Annotated in this window: 20 protein-coding genes and 1 pseudogene; 7 read left to right on the top strand and 14 right to left on the bottom strand. The window is 59.1% G+C overall.

Annotated elements, in window-relative coordinates; genetic code table 11:
• Positions 1-160: 160 nt before the first annotated feature.
• A complete protein-coding gene (locus JTM80_RS22300; protein ID WP_172353559.1) occupies positions 161-985 on the bottom strand; it encodes an ABC transporter permease in 825 nt (274 codons plus the stop codon).
• Between the two features lie 183 nt (positions 986-1,168).
• Here JTM80_RS22300 and JTM80_RS22295 point away from each other — a divergent pair, with 183 nt between their 5' ends.
• Together JTM80_RS22295 and JTM80_RS22290 are read left to right on the top strand one after the other, a co-directional pair.
• On the top strand, positions 1,169-1,951 hold the full coding sequence (locus JTM80_RS22295) for an ABC transporter ATP-binding protein (protein ID WP_172358732.1): 783 nt from the start codon (positions 1,169-1,171) through the stop codon (positions 1,949-1,951).
• A gap of 106 nt (positions 1,952-2,057) precedes the next feature.
• Complete coding sequence (locus JTM80_RS22290; RefSeq protein WP_205370327.1) at positions 2,058-3,296, top strand: M20 family metallopeptidase; 1,239 nt, start codon at positions 2,058-2,060, stop codon at positions 3,294-3,296.
• Positions 3,297-3,398: 102 nt separating this feature from the next.
• On the opposite strand, the pseudogene JTM80_RS22285 reads toward JTM80_RS22290, so the two are convergent.
• The 3 genes and pseudogenes from JTM80_RS22285 to JTM80_RS22275 form a co-directional block, all read right to left on the bottom strand.
• Positions 3,399-4,004 (bottom strand): annotated as a pseudogene (locus JTM80_RS22285) (Uma2 family endonuclease).
• Between the two features lie 64 nt (positions 4,005-4,068).
• Positions 4,069-4,857: a DUF4230 domain-containing protein gene (locus JTM80_RS22280; RefSeq protein WP_172353557.1), complete on the bottom strand. Its 789-nt coding sequence runs from the start codon at positions 4,855-4,857 to the stop codon at positions 4,069-4,071.
• A gap of 56 nt (positions 4,858-4,913) precedes the next feature.
• Positions 4,914-5,837 (bottom strand): CoB--CoM heterodisulfide reductase iron-sulfur subunit B family protein, encoded by a 924-nt coding sequence (locus JTM80_RS22275; RefSeq protein ID WP_172353556.1) that lies wholly within the window; start codon positions 5,835-5,837, stop codon positions 4,914-4,916.
• Positions 5,838-5,886: 49 nt separating this feature from the next.
• Between JTM80_RS22275 and JTM80_RS22270 the strand changes: the two genes are divergently transcribed.
• The gene (locus tag JTM80_RS22270) at positions 5,887-6,084 is read left to right on the top strand and encodes a hypothetical protein (protein WP_172353555.1); all 198 of its coding nucleotides are present in this window, start codon (positions 5,887-5,889) and stop codon (positions 6,082-6,084) included.
• A 116-nt stretch (positions 6,085-6,200) separates the two neighbouring features.
• Positions 6,201-6,455, top strand: coding sequence for a hypothetical protein (locus JTM80_RS22265; RefSeq protein ID WP_172353554.1), 255 nt, complete (start codon positions 6,201-6,203; stop codon positions 6,453-6,455).
• Here the strand turns inward: JTM80_RS22265 and JTM80_RS22260 are convergent.
• The 5 genes from JTM80_RS22260 to JTM80_RS22240 all read right to left on the bottom strand — a co-directional run bounded on the left by JTM80_RS22260 (position 6,447) and on the right by JTM80_RS22240 (position 11,362).
• Positions 6,447-6,632: a hypothetical protein gene (locus JTM80_RS22260; protein ID WP_172353553.1), complete on the bottom strand. Its 186-nt coding sequence runs from the start codon at positions 6,630-6,632 to the stop codon at positions 6,447-6,449. The genes JTM80_RS22265 and JTM80_RS22260 overlap by 9 nt on opposite strands.
• Positions 6,633-6,767: 135 nt before the next feature.
• Entirely contained in the window at positions 6,768-7,790 is a 1,023-nt protein-coding gene (locus JTM80_RS22255; protein ID WP_172353552.1) for an ABC transporter substrate-binding protein, read from the bottom strand.
• 167 nt (positions 7,791-7,957) lie between these two features.
• A complete protein-coding gene (locus JTM80_RS22250) occupies positions 7,958-9,739 on the bottom strand; it encodes a sodium:solute symporter family protein (protein WP_172353551.1) in 1,782 nt (593 codons plus the stop codon).
• A gap of 42 nt (positions 9,740-9,781) precedes the next feature.
• Entirely contained in the window at positions 9,782-10,738 is a 957-nt protein-coding gene (locus tag JTM80_RS22245) for an NAD-dependent epimerase/dehydratase family protein (protein WP_172353550.1), read from the bottom strand.
• A 150-nt stretch (positions 10,739-10,888) separates the two neighbouring features.
• Positions 10,889-11,362 (bottom strand): hypothetical protein, encoded by a 474-nt coding sequence (locus JTM80_RS22240; protein ID WP_172353549.1) that lies wholly within the window; start codon positions 11,360-11,362, stop codon positions 10,889-10,891.
• A gap of 138 nt (positions 11,363-11,500) precedes the next feature.
• Between JTM80_RS22240 and argF the strand changes: the two genes are divergently transcribed.
• Positions 11,501-12,421, top strand: coding sequence for an ornithine carbamoyltransferase (gene argF, locus JTM80_RS22235; protein WP_172358731.1), 921 nt, complete (start codon positions 11,501-11,503; stop codon positions 12,419-12,421).
• A gap of 173 nt (positions 12,422-12,594) precedes the next feature.
• On the opposite strand, the gene JTM80_RS22230 is transcribed toward argF, so the two are convergent.
• Positions 12,595-13,392 carry an exosortase-dependent surface protein XDP2 gene (locus JTM80_RS22230; RefSeq protein ID WP_315874823.1) on the bottom strand — a complete coding sequence of 266 codons (798 nt, stop codon included), beginning with the start codon at positions 13,390-13,392 and terminating at the stop codon, positions 12,595-12,597.
• 540 nt (positions 13,393-13,932) lie between these two features.
• Here JTM80_RS22230 and JTM80_RS22225 point away from each other — a divergent pair.
• Positions 13,933-15,849 carry a cyanophycin synthetase gene (locus JTM80_RS22225; protein ID WP_390820412.1) on the top strand — a complete coding sequence of 639 codons (1,917 nt, stop codon included), beginning with the start codon at positions 13,933-13,935 and terminating at the stop codon, positions 15,847-15,849.
• A 76-nt stretch (positions 15,850-15,925) separates the two neighbouring features.
• Here the strand turns inward: JTM80_RS22225 and JTM80_RS22220 are convergent, their stop codons facing one another.
• The 3 genes from JTM80_RS22220 to JTM80_RS22210 form a co-directional block, all read right to left on the bottom strand.
• A complete protein-coding gene (locus JTM80_RS22220) occupies positions 15,926-16,396 on the bottom strand; it encodes a hypothetical protein (protein WP_172353547.1) in 471 nt (156 codons plus the stop codon).
• A 2-nt stretch (positions 16,397-16,398) separates the two neighbouring features.
• Positions 16,399-16,707, bottom strand: coding sequence for a protealysin inhibitor emfourin (locus tag JTM80_RS22215; protein WP_172353546.1), 309 nt, complete (start codon positions 16,705-16,707; stop codon positions 16,399-16,401).
• Positions 16,708-16,848: 141 nt separating this feature from the next.
• Positions 16,849-17,580, bottom strand: a complete 732-nt coding sequence (locus tag JTM80_RS22210; protein WP_172353545.1) for a C40 family peptidase — start codon at positions 17,578-17,580, stop codon at positions 16,849-16,851.
• Positions 17,581-17,785: 205 nt separating this feature from the next.
• Between JTM80_RS22210 and JTM80_RS22205 the strand changes: the two genes are divergently transcribed.
• Positions 17,786-18,733, top strand: coding sequence for a serine hydrolase (locus JTM80_RS22205; RefSeq protein ID WP_172353544.1), 948 nt, complete (start codon positions 17,786-17,788; stop codon positions 18,731-18,733).
• Here the strand turns inward: JTM80_RS22205 and JTM80_RS22200 are convergent.
• Positions 18,730-19,380 carry a hypothetical protein gene (locus tag JTM80_RS22200; protein ID WP_172353543.1) on the bottom strand — a complete coding sequence of 217 codons (651 nt, stop codon included), beginning with the start codon at positions 19,378-19,380 and terminating at the stop codon, positions 18,730-18,732. The genes JTM80_RS22205 and JTM80_RS22200 overlap by 4 nt on opposite strands.
• Positions 19,381-19,477 lie beyond the last annotated feature (97 nt).

The raw sequence follows: 19,477 nt of genomic DNA, 5'->3' as shown, positions 1-19,477 counted from the left end.
GACTCTTGTTGTTAGTGTCCCTTAACTTCAAGATGCCGTCAAGAATCCGGGGGGCGATCGCCCGTGATTCCATCTGAAGATTTCCTAATGATTGCAATAGAGGAAAGAGCAATCCCTGTGGACATCCCTAGAAACAGCCGCTTTATCTGGCTCAGCGGGTCTAGTCAGCCCAGGGCGTGAGGCGGCGCGAGATTGCCCGCAGCGTGTAGTCTAGCAGTAGCCCGATGCCGCCGATGATGGCAATGCAAAACAGTACCTTGTCAGTTTGTAGAAACCGCTGCGACTGCACAATGCGAAAGCCCAGTCCGCTCTGCGCTGCTACCAATTCTGCAATCACCAGATAGTTCCACGCGCCGGAAATATTCACCCGCAGCGTATCCAGCACGCTGGGAAAGACCGCAGGCATGATTACCCTAAACAGCACGTCGCGCCGCTTGGCCCCCAGCGTATAGGCAACATTGATCATCTCGTTGGGGATGAATTTCACCGCATCCGCCACCATGATGGCGTTGTACAGCACCACGCCCAGAAAAATAATCAGCACCTTCGACCATTCCCCCAGCCCCACCCAAATCACAATCAGCGGCACAAAGGCGACCACTGGCATGTAGCGCACCGTGCCTACTAGCGGCGCAAACAGGCTCTCCATGCTGCTAAACGTGCCCATTAGAATGCCCATCGGCACGCCCACCGCCGCTGCCAGCACAAAGCCCCCCAGCACCCGCCCGCAACTGGCCAGTACATCGCGCACCAGTCCCTCTTGAACCAGCGCGATGCCAGCCTGCACCACTGCCGTCGGCGTAGGCAGGAAGATGGGGCGCACCCAGCCGCCGTAGCTGGCGATCGCCCACAGCAGTAGCGGCACTCCCAGCGCCAGCCCGATCAGCAGCAGCGCCAGCCGTTTTGGAAAATCCTGACGAATGCCCCAGAAGACGGAGGGCTGGAGGTATTGTTTGGGGGTGGGGCGGATGGGGGGAGCGGTCATGGAGGGATTTTGGAGTTTGGGTTGGGGATTTTGGAGTTTGGGTTAGGAATTTTGGATTGTCACGCCTGAGTCCTGAGCCTTTACCCTGACACCTAAAGTACCAAACGGGGCGGGGGCGGGGGCTATACTTTTGGCAGTTCTCCGTCCTTGATGAGGCCCAGCTTGATTGGGCGATCGCCCTCCATGCCTGACGTTGCCGCTAAATCTGCCGCGTTGCCCAAGCTCGAAGTGTGCCAGGTGTCCAAGTCCTATCGGGTGCAGGGCAAGCTGCTTCAGGTCTTAGACGAGATTAACCTGGAGATTTTTCCGCGTGAGTTTGTCTGTCTGGTAGGGGCTTCGGGCTGCGGCAAGTCTACCCTGCTGAATATTGTGGCAGGGCTGGTGCCGCCCTCTAGCGGAGAAGTGCGGGTAGATGGGCAGGTGGTGCCGGGGCCAGGAGCCGACCGGGGCATGGTATTTCAGAGCTACACCCTTTACCCCTGGCTGACGGTGGCGCAAAACGTCGCCTTTGGGCTGCAACTGCAAAATATGCCCAAAGCGCAGCAGCAGGAGCGCGTTGCCTACTACCTCCACACCGTCGGGCTGACGCAGTTTGCCGGGGCCTATCCCAAGCAGCTTTCCGGCGGTATGAAGCAACGAGTGGCGATCGCCCGCGCCCTGGCCACCAAACCCGAAGTGCTGCTGATGGACGAACCCTTTGGGGCCCTAGATGCCCAGACCAAAGAACAAATGCAGCAATTTCTGCAAGACCTCTGGCAGCAGACCCACATCACCGTACTCATGATCACCCACGATGTCGAAGAAGCCATCTACCTCTCCCAGCGCGTCCACGTCATGAGCAGCCGCCCCGGTCGCCTCAAGCAAGAAGTCCCCATCGATCTGCCTGAACAGCGCGATCTGGATCTGAAGCTGTCTCCGGAGTTTCTCAGCCTCAAGCGGGAGATTTTGCACAGTCTGCGGGAGTGAGAGGGAGTGATGGGGTGATGGGGTGAGATTAAGAAGATTTGTAATCATGGATTATGTGAAGGGACGCGCCTAACCCCTAACCCCCAACCTCTAACCCCTAACTACAATGGTTTTCACTGTCACTGCCTCGCTTTCGGTTGATACGTCTCGCATCCGGCTCCAGATCCGCGCCTTGCAGCCGCAGCTTTCGGTGTGGCGGCGACAACTCCATCAGCGGCCGGAGCTGGGTTTTCAGGAGCAGTTCACGTCAGAATTTATTGCTGCCAAGCTGCGCGAGTGGGGCATTGAGCATGAAACGGGGGTGGCGCAAACGGGGATTGTGGCGCTGGTGAAGGGCGATCGCCCCGGCCCCGTGCTGGCGATCCGCGCCGACATGGACGCGCTGCCCATTCAAGAAGAAAACGAGGTGGACTATCGCTCGCAGCACGACGGACGGATGCACGCCTGCGGGCACGATGGGCATGTGGCAATCGCCCTCGGCACGGCCTACTACCTGTCGCAGCATCGGGACTTTGCGGGCACGGTCAAGTTTATCTTTCAGCCAGCGGAGGAAGGGCCAGGCGGCGCACAGCCGATGTTGGCGGCGGGCGTGCTGAACAATCCTGACGTGAACGCCATCATCGGGCTGCACCTGTGGAACAACCTGCCGCTGGGCCAGGTGGGCATTCGCGCCGGGGCCATGATGGCGGCGGTGGAACTGTTTGAATGTACGATTCACGGGCGCGGCGGCCACGGCGCAATGCCCCATCAGACGGTGGATTCGATCCTGGTGGGGGCGCAGGTGGTGACGGCGCTGCAAACCATCGTGGCGCGGAACCTCGACCCGCTGCAATCGGGCGTGGTGACGGTGGGCAAATTTGAGGCGGGCAAAGCCAGCAACGTGATTGCCGACAGCGCCTACCTGCGGGGCACAGTGCGCTATTTCGACCCGGCGCTGGCAAACTTTTTCGATCGCCGCATTGAAGACATTATCGCGGGCACCTGCCGCAGCCACGGCGCAACCTACGAGTTCCACTATCATCGGCTCTATCCGCCCGTCATCAACGATGGGGCGATCGCCCACCTGATCCGCTCGGTGGCCGAAGACGTGGTGGAAACGCCCGCTGGCGTAGTGCCCGACTGCCAAACGATGGGCGGCGAAGATATGTCCTTCTTTTTGCAGGAAGTCCCCGGCTGCTATTTCTTCCTCGGCTCCGCCAACATCGACCGGGGGCTGGCCTACCCGCACCACCATCCCCGCTTCGACTTCGACGAAACGGCGCTAGGTCTGGGGGTAGAAATTTTCGTGCGCTGCGTTGAGCGATTTGGAACCAACACCCATCCCCTCGACGGCATCTCCCGATAGTCCCCAGATCCAATCCGCGGCTCCAATCCACGGCGACCCCGACATCCGGAAACGCCGGGAGTAATTTGATGAGCAAATTTAGCCATTCTTAGCGAGGCAAGTTTAGTGAGGCAAGACATCCTCTAATCGAAGCTGTAGATTGGGCAACACTCCTGACGAGATTGCCTCACCCAGGCGATATTGCTGCTGACGATACTCCTCAGCCTCCAATTGACAGACAGTGAAGGTCGGCTGTTTGGGTTTGCCAATGAAGCGCGTGCCCCCTAGCCCGCGATAATCAACAATCCAATACTCCGGAATCCCAAAGAGTGCGCATTCCTCAACCTTACGGGCATAGTCTGTTTCCCAGTTGGTGCTGACCACTTCGACGACCAGCTTGATCGAGCGTCCTAAGGTGATCACAGGTTCTTGCTGCCAGCGGGGTTCATTCGCCCAAAAGGTTTCATCGAGAACCACAACGTCGGGACGACGAGCGGTGGCAATTTCTGCAAAGGGTTGAATCAGGCAAGTGCGAGGAATAAACTAAAGATAATGGGCGTTTGTAATGGCAATGCCGATTTGAGTCGCGAGTTTACCGCTCACCGTTTCATGGGGGCCGGTGGGTTCCAGGTCAATCAATTCTCCATCGGCCAGTTCATAGCGGGAGTCATCGCCGTGTTGGGCAATAAAGCGATCGACGGTGAGGGCTTGTGCAGGGGTATAGGTCATGGTCACTCGCATTCTGGGCACTGTGGGCGGGAATGCATTCTGCGGAGCTTGAGGACGTTCGCTTTTACCACCCGCCCAACTCATTCAAGCTTTGCGATCTGGATGTTATTGCAGAGCCGACGGGCTGGCTTGTGGGGTTCCCTGCGGGCATGGCGGAAGCGGGGCAAGCGTCGGGGGCAGGCGGCTGGGGCTGAACCGTGACCTGGTAGCCCGCAGTGCTAAGGAGTTGGGTGATGGCAATCTGAGCGCGATCGCTCGCCGTTTGCAAAATGCCCTGGCTACAGGCCGCCGCAATGATTTCCTGGAGGGTTTGCCGCTGGGCCAGGTCTTGCAGCTCTGGCGCAACGTCTGGCCCCAGCCCCAAAAAGCCGCGATCATAGTCGTACACCTGCGACCGAGTTACGTCAATCTTGCTGTCCAGCAGGCGAGGCGGCGGCAGGCGCAGGGTCACGGTCTCTCCTATCACCTGCACGTCGGCCGGCGAAATCTGCGACAGATCAACGCCTGCTCGCACTTCGCCATAGGCAATGTAGAGCAGCGTCGTTCTGCCAATGGTATAGCCCCCCAGCGTGCGATCGCGGCTAGTAGGCACCACCGCCTGCACCCCAAACGCTGCCGTCGTCAGTTCGCTCATCGTCCGCACCTGCTGCACCACGAGGGACTGCACATCCACCTGGGGCGCAGGCTGCTGCACGGTGAAAAACTCCCGAAGCTGCGTCAAAAAGCGATCGCCCCCCTGCCACAGCCCTACGCCCACCGCCAGCCCCGCCGCCATCACCCCGCCGCTCAGCAGCAGCGACAGGTTATGCAGAAAATTGCCCGCCGCATTCCCCCGCGAATTTGCCTCTGTCATTCCGGCTGCCCTCCTGCTGCCCTCCTGCTGCCTTCCCCTCGCCCAATCCCCAAGCCCTATCCCCGAATCCCCAGCTTCTCTAGCACAGGACGAGTCGAAACCACATGCCGTTCCAACCCCAACTCCTTGGGGCCGATGCCCAGCGCCAGCGCCACCAACTGCGGCAGATGCAGCACGGGCAATCCCAGCGTTTCGCCGATTACCTGCTGCACCTCTGGCTGGCGCGAATCCAGGTTGAGGTGGCAGAGGGGACAGGGCGTGACGAAGCAATCGGCTCCAGCGGCGATCGCCTCCAAAATGTGCCCACCTGCCATCTTGAAAGAAGTTTCGGTGGCATAGCTCGACAGCGGCCAGCCGCAGCACTGCGTCCGCCCCCGATACAGCACCGGCTCCGCGCCCACCGCCCGAAACACGTTTTCCATCGACTGGGGATTGTACGGGTCATCGTAGGCGAGGTGATCTTGCGCCCGCAGCAGGTAGCAGCCATAAAACGCCGCGCACCTCAGCCCCGACAGCCTGCGGGTGACGCGCTGCTGCAATTCTGCCAGCCCAAAGTCGCCGACCAGCGCCCACAGGAGATGCTTCACCTCACTAGTGCCTCTGTAGGGCGAGCAGCCTTCCTGCTTCAGCAGCCCGTTCACCTGGTCAAAATAGGCGGCATCCGATTCTTTGGCGTGTTTCAGCCGCTCATCTACGTGCCCAATTACGCCCTGACAAGTGCTGCAATGGGTCAGCAAGGGCAGGTTCAGTTCCTCCGCTAGGGCAATATTGCGGGCGTTGACGGCATCTTCCAGCAGTTGGGAATCTTCCTTAAACGTGCCAGAGCCACAGCAGGCAGCTTTTTTTAGCTCAACTAGCTCAATACCGAGGGCGCGGGTCAGGGCGTGGGTGGATTGGTACAGTTCTCGGCAGGCTCCCTGGGCAACGCAGCCGGGGAAGTAGGCGTAGCGGAGTGGTTTAGCAGCGGTAGAGGAAGTCATTGAGGCGGTGTTGGAAGGTTGGCGTGGACGCTCTTTAGGGAGCTTTTCTATGATGGCGTGTTTGGCGATCGCCCGTCCTGGTTCTCCGGATCTTTCAAGCTTTTGGGTGCAAACCGGGGGAGGAGGTGTGGATTTTGGATTGTGGATTGGCGATTTTGGATTGGCGATTTTGGGTAGCAAGTCCGGCATGGGCAGGGTTTCCGGCAATTTCATGCCTCGCGCTAGTTCATTTCACGCCTCGCGCTAGTTCAGAAGATTTCGTTGCCCCAGCGGAAAACCCATCTACCTCAGCGGAAATCCGGAATCGCCAGCCCTGCAGGAGAATCTTTAGAATAGACCTGTAAACCTGAGGAGACAACGTAAGTGTCACGACAACTCAAGCGCTGGGAATCTCCCCGGCGAGAAGGGCGAAACGCCAAGGGCAAAGGCGGCAGTGCCCGCCAGCGGCAACTGCGGAAACAGTTCAAAACGCTCAGCCAGAAGCTCAAGCAATCGGGCTCCGACCCGTCGAACCAGACTCCGCCACAGCGCGGCAATCGAAATAACCAGCCGGGGGAGGACGCAAAGTTCTCTCCCGTTTTGCTTTCTGGCTTATTTTTGGGGACTCGCTCAGACTGAGGAATTGTGGGAAGAATGGACATGCAGCGTGGGCAGGCGATCGCCCCGAAATAGCTCCTCGCTGCTCTGCCCAACAGACACCATCACCTGGGCGATTGCTCGCGCCGCCACCAGCCCCGCCAGCAGCGGCACCGTCGCCACGCTCAGCAGCACGTCTTCGGGTTTCAGCTTTTGCATAGGGACTCTGGAAGGAAAGAGGTTTCTCTTCCAGGTATAGCAGGTGGATTGGGGGTTGGGGGTGAGGGAAGAGGGAAGAGAGAAGAACGAAGAACGAAGAGGTTTCGTTTTTCCATCTCTCGCCCCATCACTCCATCACAGTCCCTTGATTAGCGAATCGTCGTACAGCTTCGACGCATCCAGCGGGCTGGAAATTAGCCCAATTTCCTGGCTGGTTTTGGCAGCAAAAGCGAGGCTGTCCATCACATTCAGCGGGTGGCTGGGGTTGAAGATAATTTCCTTATTTTCGGCGACATCGAACATGCGAACCGTGGCCAGTTGTTCAGGCACTTCTTCGGGTTTCACGCCCAGCTTGGCGGCGACGATGGCGTTGGCTTCATCGGGATTCTCGCGCACCAGCTTCACGCCCCTGTCGATCGCCCGCATAAAGGCTTGAATGTCGGCCTTGCGCTCCTGAATCACGGACTCTTTGGCAACCAGCGCTACGGGGATAATGTTGCTGCCTTTGGACGAGAAAATCACCTGACCATTGCCTTCCTTGGCAGCAGTGGTCAGCCAGGGTTCGTAGGTCACGGCCACGTCGATTTTGTTAGCTGCAAAGGCGGCGGCGGCTTCGGCAGCGGGAATCACCTGAAGCTGAATGTCCTTCTCGGTCAAGCCGCCCTGCTCCAGATATTTCCGCAGCAGCAGCGCTTGCAGGGGCAGGGTTTCCCAGGCGACGGTCTTGCCCTTCAGGTCGGCAGGGCTGCTTACGCCGCGGGCCAGAATGCCGTCTGCCCCGTCGGAATAGTCCGAGATCATGATGATTTTTAGCGACGGGTCTTGGGCCGCCATGACGACGGCATCGGGGCCGCCCGTCCAGGCGAGATCCAGGCGATCGGCCAGCAGCGCCGTGTTGACATCGGTGGCCACTTGAAAATAGGTGTCGTTGACCGTGATGCCTTCTTCTTTGAAAAAGTCTTTGGCAACGGCGGCATAGTGCCCCGCAAAGCCTGGCCAGGGCGAGGAACCCACGACCAGCGGTTTGCCAGAGGGGGCAGAGGCAGCAGGCGTGGTCGAATCAGTGGCGGATTGCTGGGGATTGCAAGCGACCAGCAGCCCAAAGGTGACGATGGCAAGCAGACAAAACTGGACGAACCGGCGGGTCAGTCTGAACATGGCGTTTGGCAACTGCAACAACAAGTGACGAACACAGAAATGGTGAAAACAGAAATAGCGAAAACTGAGGTGGCGAAAACTGAGGTGGCAAAGACGGAAATGGCGAAAACTGAGGTGACGAACACAGGAGCGAGGGTTGATTTCTAGAATTATGAACGTTGATAGAGCTAGGAGACAATGCGGGAAGAGTCTAGCGATGGGCGATCGCCCCTCAGCCGTCTTAACCCTACCCAGCCCAGCACCGCAACCCCCAGCGATACCCAGCCCGTCATCGGCTTCAGCAGCAGAAAGCCACCGATGGCGAACATCGCCCCAAACAGCAGGAAACTAGCCGCCAGTGTCCGCAGCAGGTCTTTTCGCAAATCCTGAGCCGGGGCCAGGCCGGTGCGCGATCGCTGCCGGGCCCAGCCAGGACCACCAGGGCGAATCTTGGCATAAAAGGCATCCAGCGTTTCGTCCGATTCGGGTGGCGTGAGATACATCACGCTGACCCACACCATCACCGAAATCGCCGAAGTCACCATCAGCCGCACGCCAAAATCCTCAATCCGCAGCACAGGGACAACGCTCGTCAGCAGCCCAATGACAAACCCCGTCAGCATAGCCGCCAGTTCCGCTGCGGCATTGATTCGCCACCAAAACCAGCGCAAGATCAGCACCAACCCCGGCCCAGTGCCAATAGCAATGACCAGACGAAATACCGTCGTCACATCGGCCGCGAAAAACGCTGCTGCCCCACCCAGCACCGTCACCAACACCGAGGCCAGCCGCCCCACCAGCACCAGTTCCGCCTGGGATGCGGCGGGCTGGATGAACCGTAAATAGAGGTCATTCGTGAGATAAGACGCGCCCCAGTTAATCAGCGTGGACACGGTACTCATAAACGCCGCCAGCAGCGAGGCCACCACCAGCCCCAGCAGCACGGGCGGCAAAAAGTCGAGCATCAGCCGGGGATAGCCCAGTTCTCGGTCTTCCAGCATGGGATAGAGGGCGATCGCTGCTAGGGCCACCACCACCCAGGGCCAGGTGCGAATCACGTAATGCAACAGGTTGAAAAACCAGGCAGCTTTCTCGGCTTCGGCCTCATCTTTTGAGGCCGCCAGCCGCTGGATAAACTCGCCGCCGCCATCGCTGCGCCGAAACGACCACCACTGCACCGCGGCATAGGCGGCAAAGGTCGTCAGGCTAATGCCCGCCGCATCGCTCCAGCAGAAGCCGCCATCCTTAAACCCAAACGGCAAAAACGCCAGCACGTCGATATCCGTTGCCTGCTGAGCTTGGGCCAGCAGCGGAGCCATGCCACCCATTTCGCCAATGGCGTAGGCCGCCACGATAAACGCTCCCACCAGCGCCAGAATGAACTGGAAAAAGTCCGTCGCCACCACGCCCCACAGCCCGGAGAAGCCCGCATACAGAAGCACCAGCAGGCTGACCCCGACCACGCTCCAAAGTTTGGCGCTGTCTCCCGGCGTAATGCCTACGCTCTGCCAGAGTTGCAGCGCGTCCACCACCTTCACCATCGCCAGCATGGCGTAGCCGATGCCGATGCAGTTGATGGGCACGGCAAACAGAAACGCTTTGATGCCCCGCAGCAGGGCTGCCGGACGGCCGCCGTAGCGCATCTCCGTGAGTTGGGCATCGGTCACGATTTCCGAGCGTCGCCACAGCCGCGCAAACACGTAAATCAGAATCAGGTGAGAAATGCCGAAGCTCCACCATTCCCAGTTGCCGACGATGCCGCGAGTGCCCACTACACCTGCCACATAGAGCGGTGTGTCGATGGAAAACGTCGTGGCGGCCATACTCGTGCCCGCCAGCCACCAGGGGAGCGATCGCCCCGACACAAAGAAATCCACCAGGCTGCCCGACCCCTTGCGCGTCAGGTAGAGTCCCAACCCTAGCGAGGCGACGAGGTAGAGCAGGACAATGAGCCAGTCGATCAGTTGCATGAGGGGAAAGAATCAGGGACTAAGGGCGCAGGGCAAGTACCATCAGGCGGTGGCTAGCTCTCGAATCACTGCCTCGATGGGACGCGGGTTCCAGCCGAGGTCGCGGCGGGCCTTGGAGCCATCGACGCGGACGCAGCGATCGTAGAGATAGTGAACCCGTTCGCGGCTGATTGGGGGTTGCCACTGGAGCAGGCGGCCAATGGGGTCGAGCAGGTTGCCGACGACGCGCACCACGGGCGGCGGAATTTCCGCCGGGGCAGGCACGCCAGCGGTTTCGCTGAGCAGGGCAAACATCTCGCGGGTGGTCATTTCGCCCGTGGAAATGATGTAGTGTTCGCCGCGTGGCGCTTTTTCCGCCGCCAGCAGCATCGCCGCCACCAGGTCATCGACGTGGACGATGCCGGTGATGCGATCGCCCCCCGCCCACACCTTCAGCTTGCCGTTGAGAAACGTCTTCACCACGGGCCCAAAGTGCGGATCGTCGGGCCCAAAAATCCCCGACGGCATCACGCTAACGACGTGAAAGCCCTCACTCGCCGCCCGATCCACCAACTGCTGCGCCAGATACTTGGTTCGGTCGTAGGCCGAGGAAAATCCTTGCTGCGTTCGCTGAAAGGTTTCGTCAATCACGCGCCCTTGGGTGTCGCCGTAGATGCCGATGGTGCTGCAATAGACCATCTTGGGCACATTGAGCGATCGCGCCGTTTCCAGCACCGCCCGCGTCCCGTCCACATTCACCCGCTCCATCCGCGCTGCGTCTACAATACCCAGTTCCACATAGGCCGCCGTGTGAAACACCACGTCTGCGCCCTGCATGGCGGTGGTCAAGGCAGCGCGATCGCCCACATCGCCGTAGACATACTCCACGTCGCAATCCGCCAACCGCGATAGATCGCTGCTCTTTCGCACCAGCGCCACCACCGTATCGCCCCGCTGCTTCAGCGCCTTGACCAAGTGCGATCCCGTAAAGCCCGTTGCGCCAGTAACAAATGCTTTCATATAAGGTTCAGGAGTCCAGGTTGCAGAAATCAAGGGGTCGTGGGCTAGGAATTCAGACTTTGGAGAACGAGTTGCAGGACGTAAATGCCCGCAATCAGGTGCCAACCCCCAATCCAAGCTCTAAAATCCCAAATCTAAAATCCCAAATCCCTAGCTCACGCCATTCTCTTCTAGAGACACTGCGCCGTTGGTGTCGAGTACCTGGATAAAGCAGGTGCCGTTGGGAAACACGCGCACGTAAAAAGTGGAGCCGCTGACGATGCCGTAGGTCGTGCTGCCGTCGGGGTTTGCCAGCGTGGCCAGCCCTCCCGGCTGGCTGGTGGCGATCACTTCACTTGGTTTTCTGACGATTTGCAACACGCTCTGTCCGTTTTGCTGCGCCACTTCTGCCAGATGGTTGGGGGTGTTGCAGCGGGCCGTCGGCGGAATGGACTGATTCGGCGACTCGGTAGGGACGGGCGCTTCGGCGGGGGCTTCGGCCGCGGGTGCGTCAGCAGGAACCTCAGTCACTTCCCTAACACCCGCTTGGGGACCCCGATCGCACGCCGCAGCAAACAGCAAGGCACCAAGGCTGGCGATCGCCAATTGAACCGTCCGAGAGCAGATGTAGGAGATTCGTTTCATGAGAGGTATCCAGCGTCATCCAAATCTTCCCCATCATTGTACGCAGAGATGACCCAGGCAGATTGTCAGACGGCAACCAAACGCCACCGCCGAAATCTGGTAGGGTTTTATTTTCACTCAGGCATCGGGGTTGGGCGCATGGTCATGTTAGAAGGACGAGATTTGTTGAGCATGGCAGACTTGAATACTGCCGAAGTCAGCGCCATTTTGGAACTAGCGGCAGACATGAAGGCTGGTCGCGCCAGACCCCGCTGCGAAAAGACCCTGGGGCTGCTGTTTCAAAAAGCCTCAACGCGGACGCGAGTGAGCTTCTCTGTGGGCATTTTTCAACTGGGGGGACAGGTGCTGGATCTCAATGCCAGCGTCACTCAGGTCAGCCGGGGCGAACCCGTGATTGATACGGCCCGCGTGCTGGATCGCTATCTCGACATCGTGGCCATTCGCACCTTCGACCAGAAGGAGCTAGAAACCTTTGCCCACTACGCCCAGATTCCGGTGATTAACGCGCTCACCGATTGGGAGCATCCCTGCCAGGTATTGGCGGATTTGCAGACGGTGCAAGAAGAATTCGGCACGCTAGAGGGGCTAACGCTGGCCTACGTGGGCGACGGCAACAACATGGCGCACTCGCTGATGCTGGGAGCCGCGCTGGTGGGGATGAACGTGCGCGTAGCCAGTCCCGCCGATTATCGACCCCATCCAGATATCGTCGCGCGGGCGGCGGCCATTGCGGGCGATCGCACCGAAGTCCTAGTCACTCTCGACCCAGTTCAGGCGGTTCAGGGGGCCCATGTCGTCTACACCGATGTGTGGGCCAGCATGGGGCAAGAAGACCTGGCCGAAAGCCGCGTCCCCATTTTCCAGCCTTACCAGGTCAACGAGGCGCTCATGGGCAAGGCTGACGGATCGGCAATCGTGCTGCACTGCCTGCCTGCCCACCGCGAAGAGGAAATTACCGCTGCCGTGATGGAAGGTCCCCAGTCTCGCGTGTGGGATCAGGCAGAAAACCGACTCCATGCTCAAAAGGCGCTCATGGCGCTGCTGCTGGGGGCCGCTTGAGTTGAGAAATTTTTGAGAAATTTCAAACTGAGAATTTGGTGCGCTCCGCACTGCCAAAAAGGCGCTCCTCCGAAAGCAGAAGAGCGCCCTTGACGATTGGACTAACTAGCAATCCCTAGTCGAGAATCAGGTACCCCTAGAGGTCGCCAGCGGACGACACTCTGGTGCAGAACCTAAGCTTCTGCTTGGGCTTTGCGCTTGCGACGAGCGGCAATCGCAGCACCCGCAGCTAGCACCGTGCCCGCAATGGTGGCAGGCTCAGGCACAGATGCCGCAACCACCTTGAAGTCTGGTCCGTTGAATGCCGCACCGTTGGCAATCAAGCGCAGGCGATTGGTTCTAGCACCGTTCAGCCACAGACCCTGAGCACCCACCCGTTGACTGTGATTAATTTCAACAGTATCGATGCTGTAGCCTGCATAGTTAGAGGTGCTGCTATCTAGCAGATACTCAGCCAGCTTGTTGCCCGCATCATCCAGCGCCTGCACCAGCAAACTGCTGTTCATGCCACGCTCCCAGAAAAAGAAGCGGTCGGTCGCCCGGTTAAAGAACAGGTCGATAACGAAGCTGCCTCGATCTTCGGTATCGATAATGTTGTTCAGATTAAGGTTGCCCAAACTCGCAACAATGCTGGCATTGGTCGCCGCCTCCAGAACAACACCCGATGCATTATCGCCCCTGTCAGAACTAGCAGCACCTGTGTCACCACCCGTCCACGAATCGTTATGGATAATATTGGCACCTGAGACTAGCTCAAAAGAGCCATAGGTAGTTCCTAGGGCGGCCGTTAGGCTGTCGGTGGTTGTCACCGAGTTCAACCAAATGTCGCCTTTAGGAGCACTGCCTGTGAAGCTGGTGCTGAAGCTAAAAGGTGCGAAGGAAATGCCTGCTGCCCCAGCCGGCGAGGCAAACAGCGCCAGAGCAGTACCAGCGGTCAGCCCAGCCCAGGTAAGGATACGCTTGATGTTCATCATTTGCTTTGACCAGTAGTTTTTGCGGTTGAGAGGTCGAGTCGCGATGCATAGAGAACAGAGAGGTAGCACTCTGAACCTCGCCGTGCTTGTTGAGGAACGCTCGATATGCACCCACTTAGCTACCCATGCTAGCCGCAGGATTTCGCTCGCGTCTCTGGGGTAAACCCATATTTCACCGCATCTTTAATCGAGTCTGTCAGACTGGGGAAAATACTGAGACAAGCCATTTTTTGCCTCAAAAAGCATACCTCTAGACTGACACAAACCCCGTATATCCCGAAGGTTTTGTCTTAAATTTTCACCTTTACAGAGCCAAATAGGCCCCCATTGCTAAGCAGTCGTAATTTTAAGTGCTGCTTTGCGAAATCTGAGGCTGCCCCCCGTAGCCGCCTGGACTGGCCTCCAAAAATCGGCTCAAAAGCATTACAAATGTAACGGCGGGCGTGTTTCAGAACAGGGTATATTAGCTTCGCCTATGTAATGTCCTGGTAATGTCCTGGCAGCCAGGCTAAAGCCAAGGGTGGCTGAAGAATTATGGTGATCGACGAATCAAGTGGACAGGCAAGTCCGGTCAATGCTCGGAAAACCGATATTTTCGACGTATTTGGCTTTAAGCATTACCTTGGGCCAAATCCCTACCTGGAACGGGGGGCTTTGGTGTTTCGGCTGGCGCTGACGGGACATCGAGCGCCGCCGCCGTTGGGTGATTATGTAGAGGCGATCGCCCAGCGATATCCCAAAATGGCGCTCACCGAATACCAGTCCTACGCCGACTTGTTTGTGCAAACCGTGGTCGAGGTCGGCAAGCTGGACATGGATTTGCACTGTGAGCTGTGGAGCCTCCAGCCCACCGAGCCGACGACGATCGCGGTCGAGTCGATCCACGAGTCCACCAGCTATGGCACGGTCTACGCAGTTTGGGACTGGTTCGAGGCGATTTCCAATGGACAGCCCTTTCAGCTTGAAGACCAGATTGCGCTGCTGCAAACCCGCTTTCGCCGATCGGTCTACGGCGGCCCTACGATCTACGCCCTGCTGCGGGCGGCTCATAACCAGGGCATTCCCGCCTTTTATCTGCCCGATGAGGGACTAATGCAGTATGGCTACGGCAAAAAGCTGGTGCGGGGGGTTGCCACGACCTTCGACTGCGATAGCCACGTGGATTCCGACTTTACAACCCGCAAAGACGACTGCAAGGCCTTTCTCAGCACGCTGGGTTTTCCAGTGCCCCAAGGGGCGATCGTTTCCACGCTGAAGGAAGCGCTGAAGGCAGTGCAGTCGATCGGTTACCCGGTCGCGGTCAAGCCTGTGGTCGGGCACAAGGGCATTGGGGTGACGGCCGACGTGCAGGACGACAGCGAACTGGAATTTGCCTTTGACCGAGCGGTTGAAGCCCACGAGGACGGCCAACCCATTGCGGTCATTGTTGAACAGAGCATCTCCGGGCTGGATCATCGGCTGCTGTGCGTGGATGGCAAGTTTGTCGCCGCCACCCAGCGCCGCCCCGCCTCAGTCACAGGCGACGGGCGCTCCACCATTGCCGAGCTAATTGCGCTGGAAAACCGCAAACCAGAGCGGCTCGACACGCCTACCTCGCCCCTGGGCAAGATCATCGTGGACGAGTCGCTGGAACGCTATCTATCGGAGCAGCGGCTTGACCTCGACAGTATCCTCGATCCAGATGAAGTCATCTACTTGCGAAAGGTGGCGAACCTATCGTCTGGCGGGGTCAGCATCGACGCAACCGAGCAGGTTCACCCCGACAATATTGTGCTTGCCCAGGATATTGCTCAGCATTTTCGCCTCGTCTGTCTCGGCATTGATGTGCTTACGTCCGACATTTCGCGCTCCTGGAAAGAGGGCAACTTCGGCATCATCGAAATCAACGCCGCGCCGGGGGTTTATATGCACCTGCGTCCAGCCGTCGGCAACAGCATTGATGTGGCTTCGCGGATTTTAGAAACCTTTTTTGAATCGGGGCAAGCTGCCCGCATTCCCATTTTCACATTCAACTATCTGCCGCTTAAGGAACTGCAAGAGCTAGTTGATCAAATTTTGGTGAACTATCCCAACTGGACAATTGGGGCCATTTGTCGGGATGCCGCCTTCGTCAATCGCTCTCAAAAAGCGCTGACGGGTTCCTATAACACGAAGGTACAAAGCCTGTTGCGAAATCCTAAGCTGGACTTGCTCATTGCAGAATATGACGAAGTGACGCTGGAGCAAGAGGGCTGCTTTTATGACAGCAGCAACATTGTGATTCTGGACGCACCCACAGAACCGGAGAAGGTGCTGTCCCGCAATGTCGCTGACGGCGCAACCGTGGTGATTAAAGAAGGCAACACCATTTCTCGGCGGCGAGAAGGGCTGGTAGAAACCTATGAGCTGGCAGAGGAAGAGCCTTTTCAGCGGGTGTATTGGAAAGAAATCTCCGCGATCCTGTCAGAAAAGTAGCCCGGCCCGTTGCCAGGCAAGACCGCAGCAGCAGCGCTTCAGTCTGTCTACACCCATTCTTGAGGCGATGGATGGGTCAGGGCTGCGTGACCAGCAGTGTGACCGTGTAGTCTGCTGGGGAAGATGGGCCGGTTGTAGGGTAGGGGAGCAGATCGATCAGCTTCACCGTCAGTCCATTCACTGACCGAGCGGCGGCCTCGTCGCCCGGTCGCTGAGTCAGCAAGAGGTCTTGGGCCGGTTGACCCGGCTGGCTGAGCGTGACGATGACTTCCGCCTGCCCCGGCCACACGCAGGTTACATCGCTGGGGCATCGCGAATCTTGTTCCACCCGCACAAAGGTGAGCGTCTGCTGATTGGGCAGGGTGGCTGTGCCGGCCAGGGGCAGTTGAAATGGGCTGTCTGGCTGGACGATTGTTGGCGCAGGCGGGAGGCTAGAGGAAACAGGCGGCGGCACCAGTGGCGTACAGCCCAGAACCAGCGAGGCAAAGAGCAGCGACACCAACCAGGCGGGCTGAGACACTTGTGAAGACAAGGGGCGACAGGGCATGGCTAGCGATGCTCCAGGGCGAGGTCGCGGAGGCGAGACAGCAGCGGTTGCAGCGACGGCGGGGCAGTGAGATCGGTGACGGTGAGGGACTGGTGGCGATCGCCCTCCTGAAGCTCCAGACGGTAGGTCATGACATCCGGCGGCCCGGCACTAGTGGCTGCCAACTGGCTAGGCTGCATCTCCATTACATGAGACTGTTGCACCAGGGCTTCTAGTTCCGAGGCTTCTCCCGGTCGCAGCGTGCGAGTATCCACACTGTAGGCTAGCCGCAGGTTGGCAAAGCCGCCGCTGGATTGGAAGTCGATTCGCATAGGAAACAAGGAAGGAAGTGACAGAATGCGGACAATGATTTTATGGTACGGCAGCCAAATGTCCGGGGCGGAGGATTGTCTGGGGCGGAGGATTGATTGAACCCATTGAAGCTGCTAACGGCTGATTGCGCCCACCCAACCTTAATCTCTGCGGCTGGTGTAGCAGGCGACCACGCGGCCGGCTCCGCGAAACTGGCTAAAGTAGGCGCGGCTGACGGCATCGCCCTGTTCCGACAGGACATCAATGCCAATGCCGTTTCGCCCTTGGTCTTTGCCAGAACTGTGAAGGTATTGCCCGTCGCCCAGGTAGAGGCCAACGTGGGTGCAGCGGTCGGGGCGGCCAAAAAACACTAGGTCGCCGGGCTGGAGGTCGGCCATAGGAATCGGCTGCACAAATGCTTCCTGCTGGTAGGCATCGCGGGGCAGCCAGATGCCCGCCGAGGCAAAAGCCGTTTGCACCAGCCCAGAACAGTCGTAGTTGGGGCCGACTGTGCCGCCCCAGAGGTAGTGGTTGGGCTGGGCCATGGCCTGGCGAGCAAAGGCAATGACCTGGGGGAGGCAGGCGTGGATGTCGTCGGTGCTGAGGGCGATCGCCCGATAGGGAGCCTCCGCCACCGTCAGCAGATCTAAGTCTTCCACCGCCACCCAGCCCGGATAGTCATCTTCACACAGCACTACAGAGATCGCGCTGCGGGTCGGGTCGGCGCTGGCATCGGGCAGCGGCGGCAAGATTCGCAGGTATCGTCCGGCTACCGCTTGCGTCGCCAGATCTTTGAGCGCGGGCGAGTCATAAAGATTGAGATTTTCGAGACACTGATAGGCGAAGGTGCGATCGCCCGCAAAATCAGCTTGAATAGACGCAAGGGAAACCATGTCGTACCGGGAAATAAGGCAGGGCTAATCTGCTTTAGCACTCGATCGGCAGTGAAACCCTCAATTCAGAGGAACCCTACTCAACCCTGCTTGGATTCAACTCTTCTTATACTAAGCCGCTGTAGTAATAAGCTGCTGTAGTAGGCCGCCCACAGTCCGCTGCCTTGAATTGCCACAGCCTGCCCTATCCTCCCCCCTTGCCTCCATGCCGTTTTTTCAGCGCGACGACCAGCTTGCCCCACAGGGCGATCGCATTCTTGCCGCCACCCGAGCCGAATTCCCCAGCCTCGCGCCCAATCAAATTGCTTTCACCTGGCTGGTGTATCGACCGCCCATTCCCGTCAACACTGGCGGCGCAATTTCGCCCCAGCAGTTCTGGCAATATCCCGTCAGCGGCTATTCCTATCGTGGCGTAGAGCTCATTTACCCCGCCAGCGTGGTCAAGCTGTTTTATCTGGTGGCGGTGCAGGAGTGGCTAGAGCAGGGCATGATCGCGCCCTCCAGCGAACTGGATCGGGCCATCCGCGACATGATTGTGGACTCCAGCAACGACGCGACGGGGCTGGTGGTGGACATGCTGACGGGCACCACCAGCGGCCCCGAACTGCCCATCGAGCCGTTTGAAACCTGGAAATATCAGCGCAATATTGTGAACCGCTATTTCAAATCTCTGGGCTGGGAAGAACTGGACACAATTAATGTGAATCAAAAAACCTGGTGCGATGGTCCCTACGGGCGAGAGCGGGCCTTTTATGGCGAACTCATGGAAAATCGCAACCTGCTGACGACCGAGGCCGTGGCGCGGCTGCTGCACAGCATCGTGGGCGGCGTGGCGGTCAGCGGCGAGCGATCGCAGGCCATGATGCGCCTGCTGCACCGCAGCCTCAACCCCACGGAGCTAGCCGCCGACCCCGAAAACCAGGTGACGGGCTTTTTGGGCGGCGGCCTGCCGCAGACGGCGCGGCTCTGGTCGAAGGCGGGGCTGATGAGCCGGGTGCGCCACGACGCGGCCTACATCGAACTGCCGGATGCGCCGCCCTACCTGCTGGTGGTGTTCACCGAAGGGCGCGACCATAGCCAGAACGAGGCGATTTTGCCGTTTATTTCCCAGCAGGTAGCGGCGGCCATGATGGAGTTGGGAGTCCGGGGTTAGGGCATGAAGCGGAGGGTGGCGATCGCCCGGTCGTAGGCCTGGCGATACTGGGCATCGGATTCGCCCGTGCCCACCTGGTTGAGCGTGATCAGCACCCAGTTCTTGCCGTCGGGCGTGGGCACTAGCACCTGCTCCATGTCATAGAGGCCGCTGGAGCGAAAGGCGATCGCCTGCTGCCCCGCCACGGTGACTTCCTGAACCTCACGCACGTCTGTAAACCAATCGCTCTGGGCGATCCAGTCGGTGGCAGAGAGTCCCTCTGGGTTGGGCTGGACGGTGACGCTAACATTAGCGGGATACTCCGTGCCGCCCTCATATTCGCCTGCTTGGATGGCGCGGTCATGGTCAATCGTCCAGATCTGCACGGCTTCGCGGGCCACGACCTCCGGCGGAAACTCGGTTTCGCCGTGGGCCACAAACTGGTCGGCAGGATAGGCAAACTGGAACCCAAAGCGATCGCTGCGATAGAGTCCCGATTCTGGTGCAGCCGAAATGGGCGAGGGCTGCCCCGTCGGCGTTCCTGTCCCACCGGGGGGCGGCACGGGCGGCGACTGCACCTGGCAAGAGACCGCGGCCACAACCAGCAGACCCAGGCTGAATCGGTGCAGGGCCAGGCGAGCGGAAGACTGGGGGTTGGGGTTCATCATGAGGCTCCGTCGAGTCTGTAGGGGGCTTGCAGATTGAGTAGCTTCACCAGGAAGACGGCGCGTTCCGCAAGACGCGGCCGGCTCAGCTAAACAGGTT

The sequence above is a fragment of the Thermoleptolyngbya sp. PKUAC-SCTB121 genome, assembly GCF_016919485.1.
Lineage (GTDB): Bacteria > Cyanobacteriota > Cyanobacteriia > Elainellales > Elainellaceae > Thermoleptolyngbya > Thermoleptolyngbya sichuanensis.
This window is presented reverse-complemented; position numbering and strand designations above follow the sequence as displayed.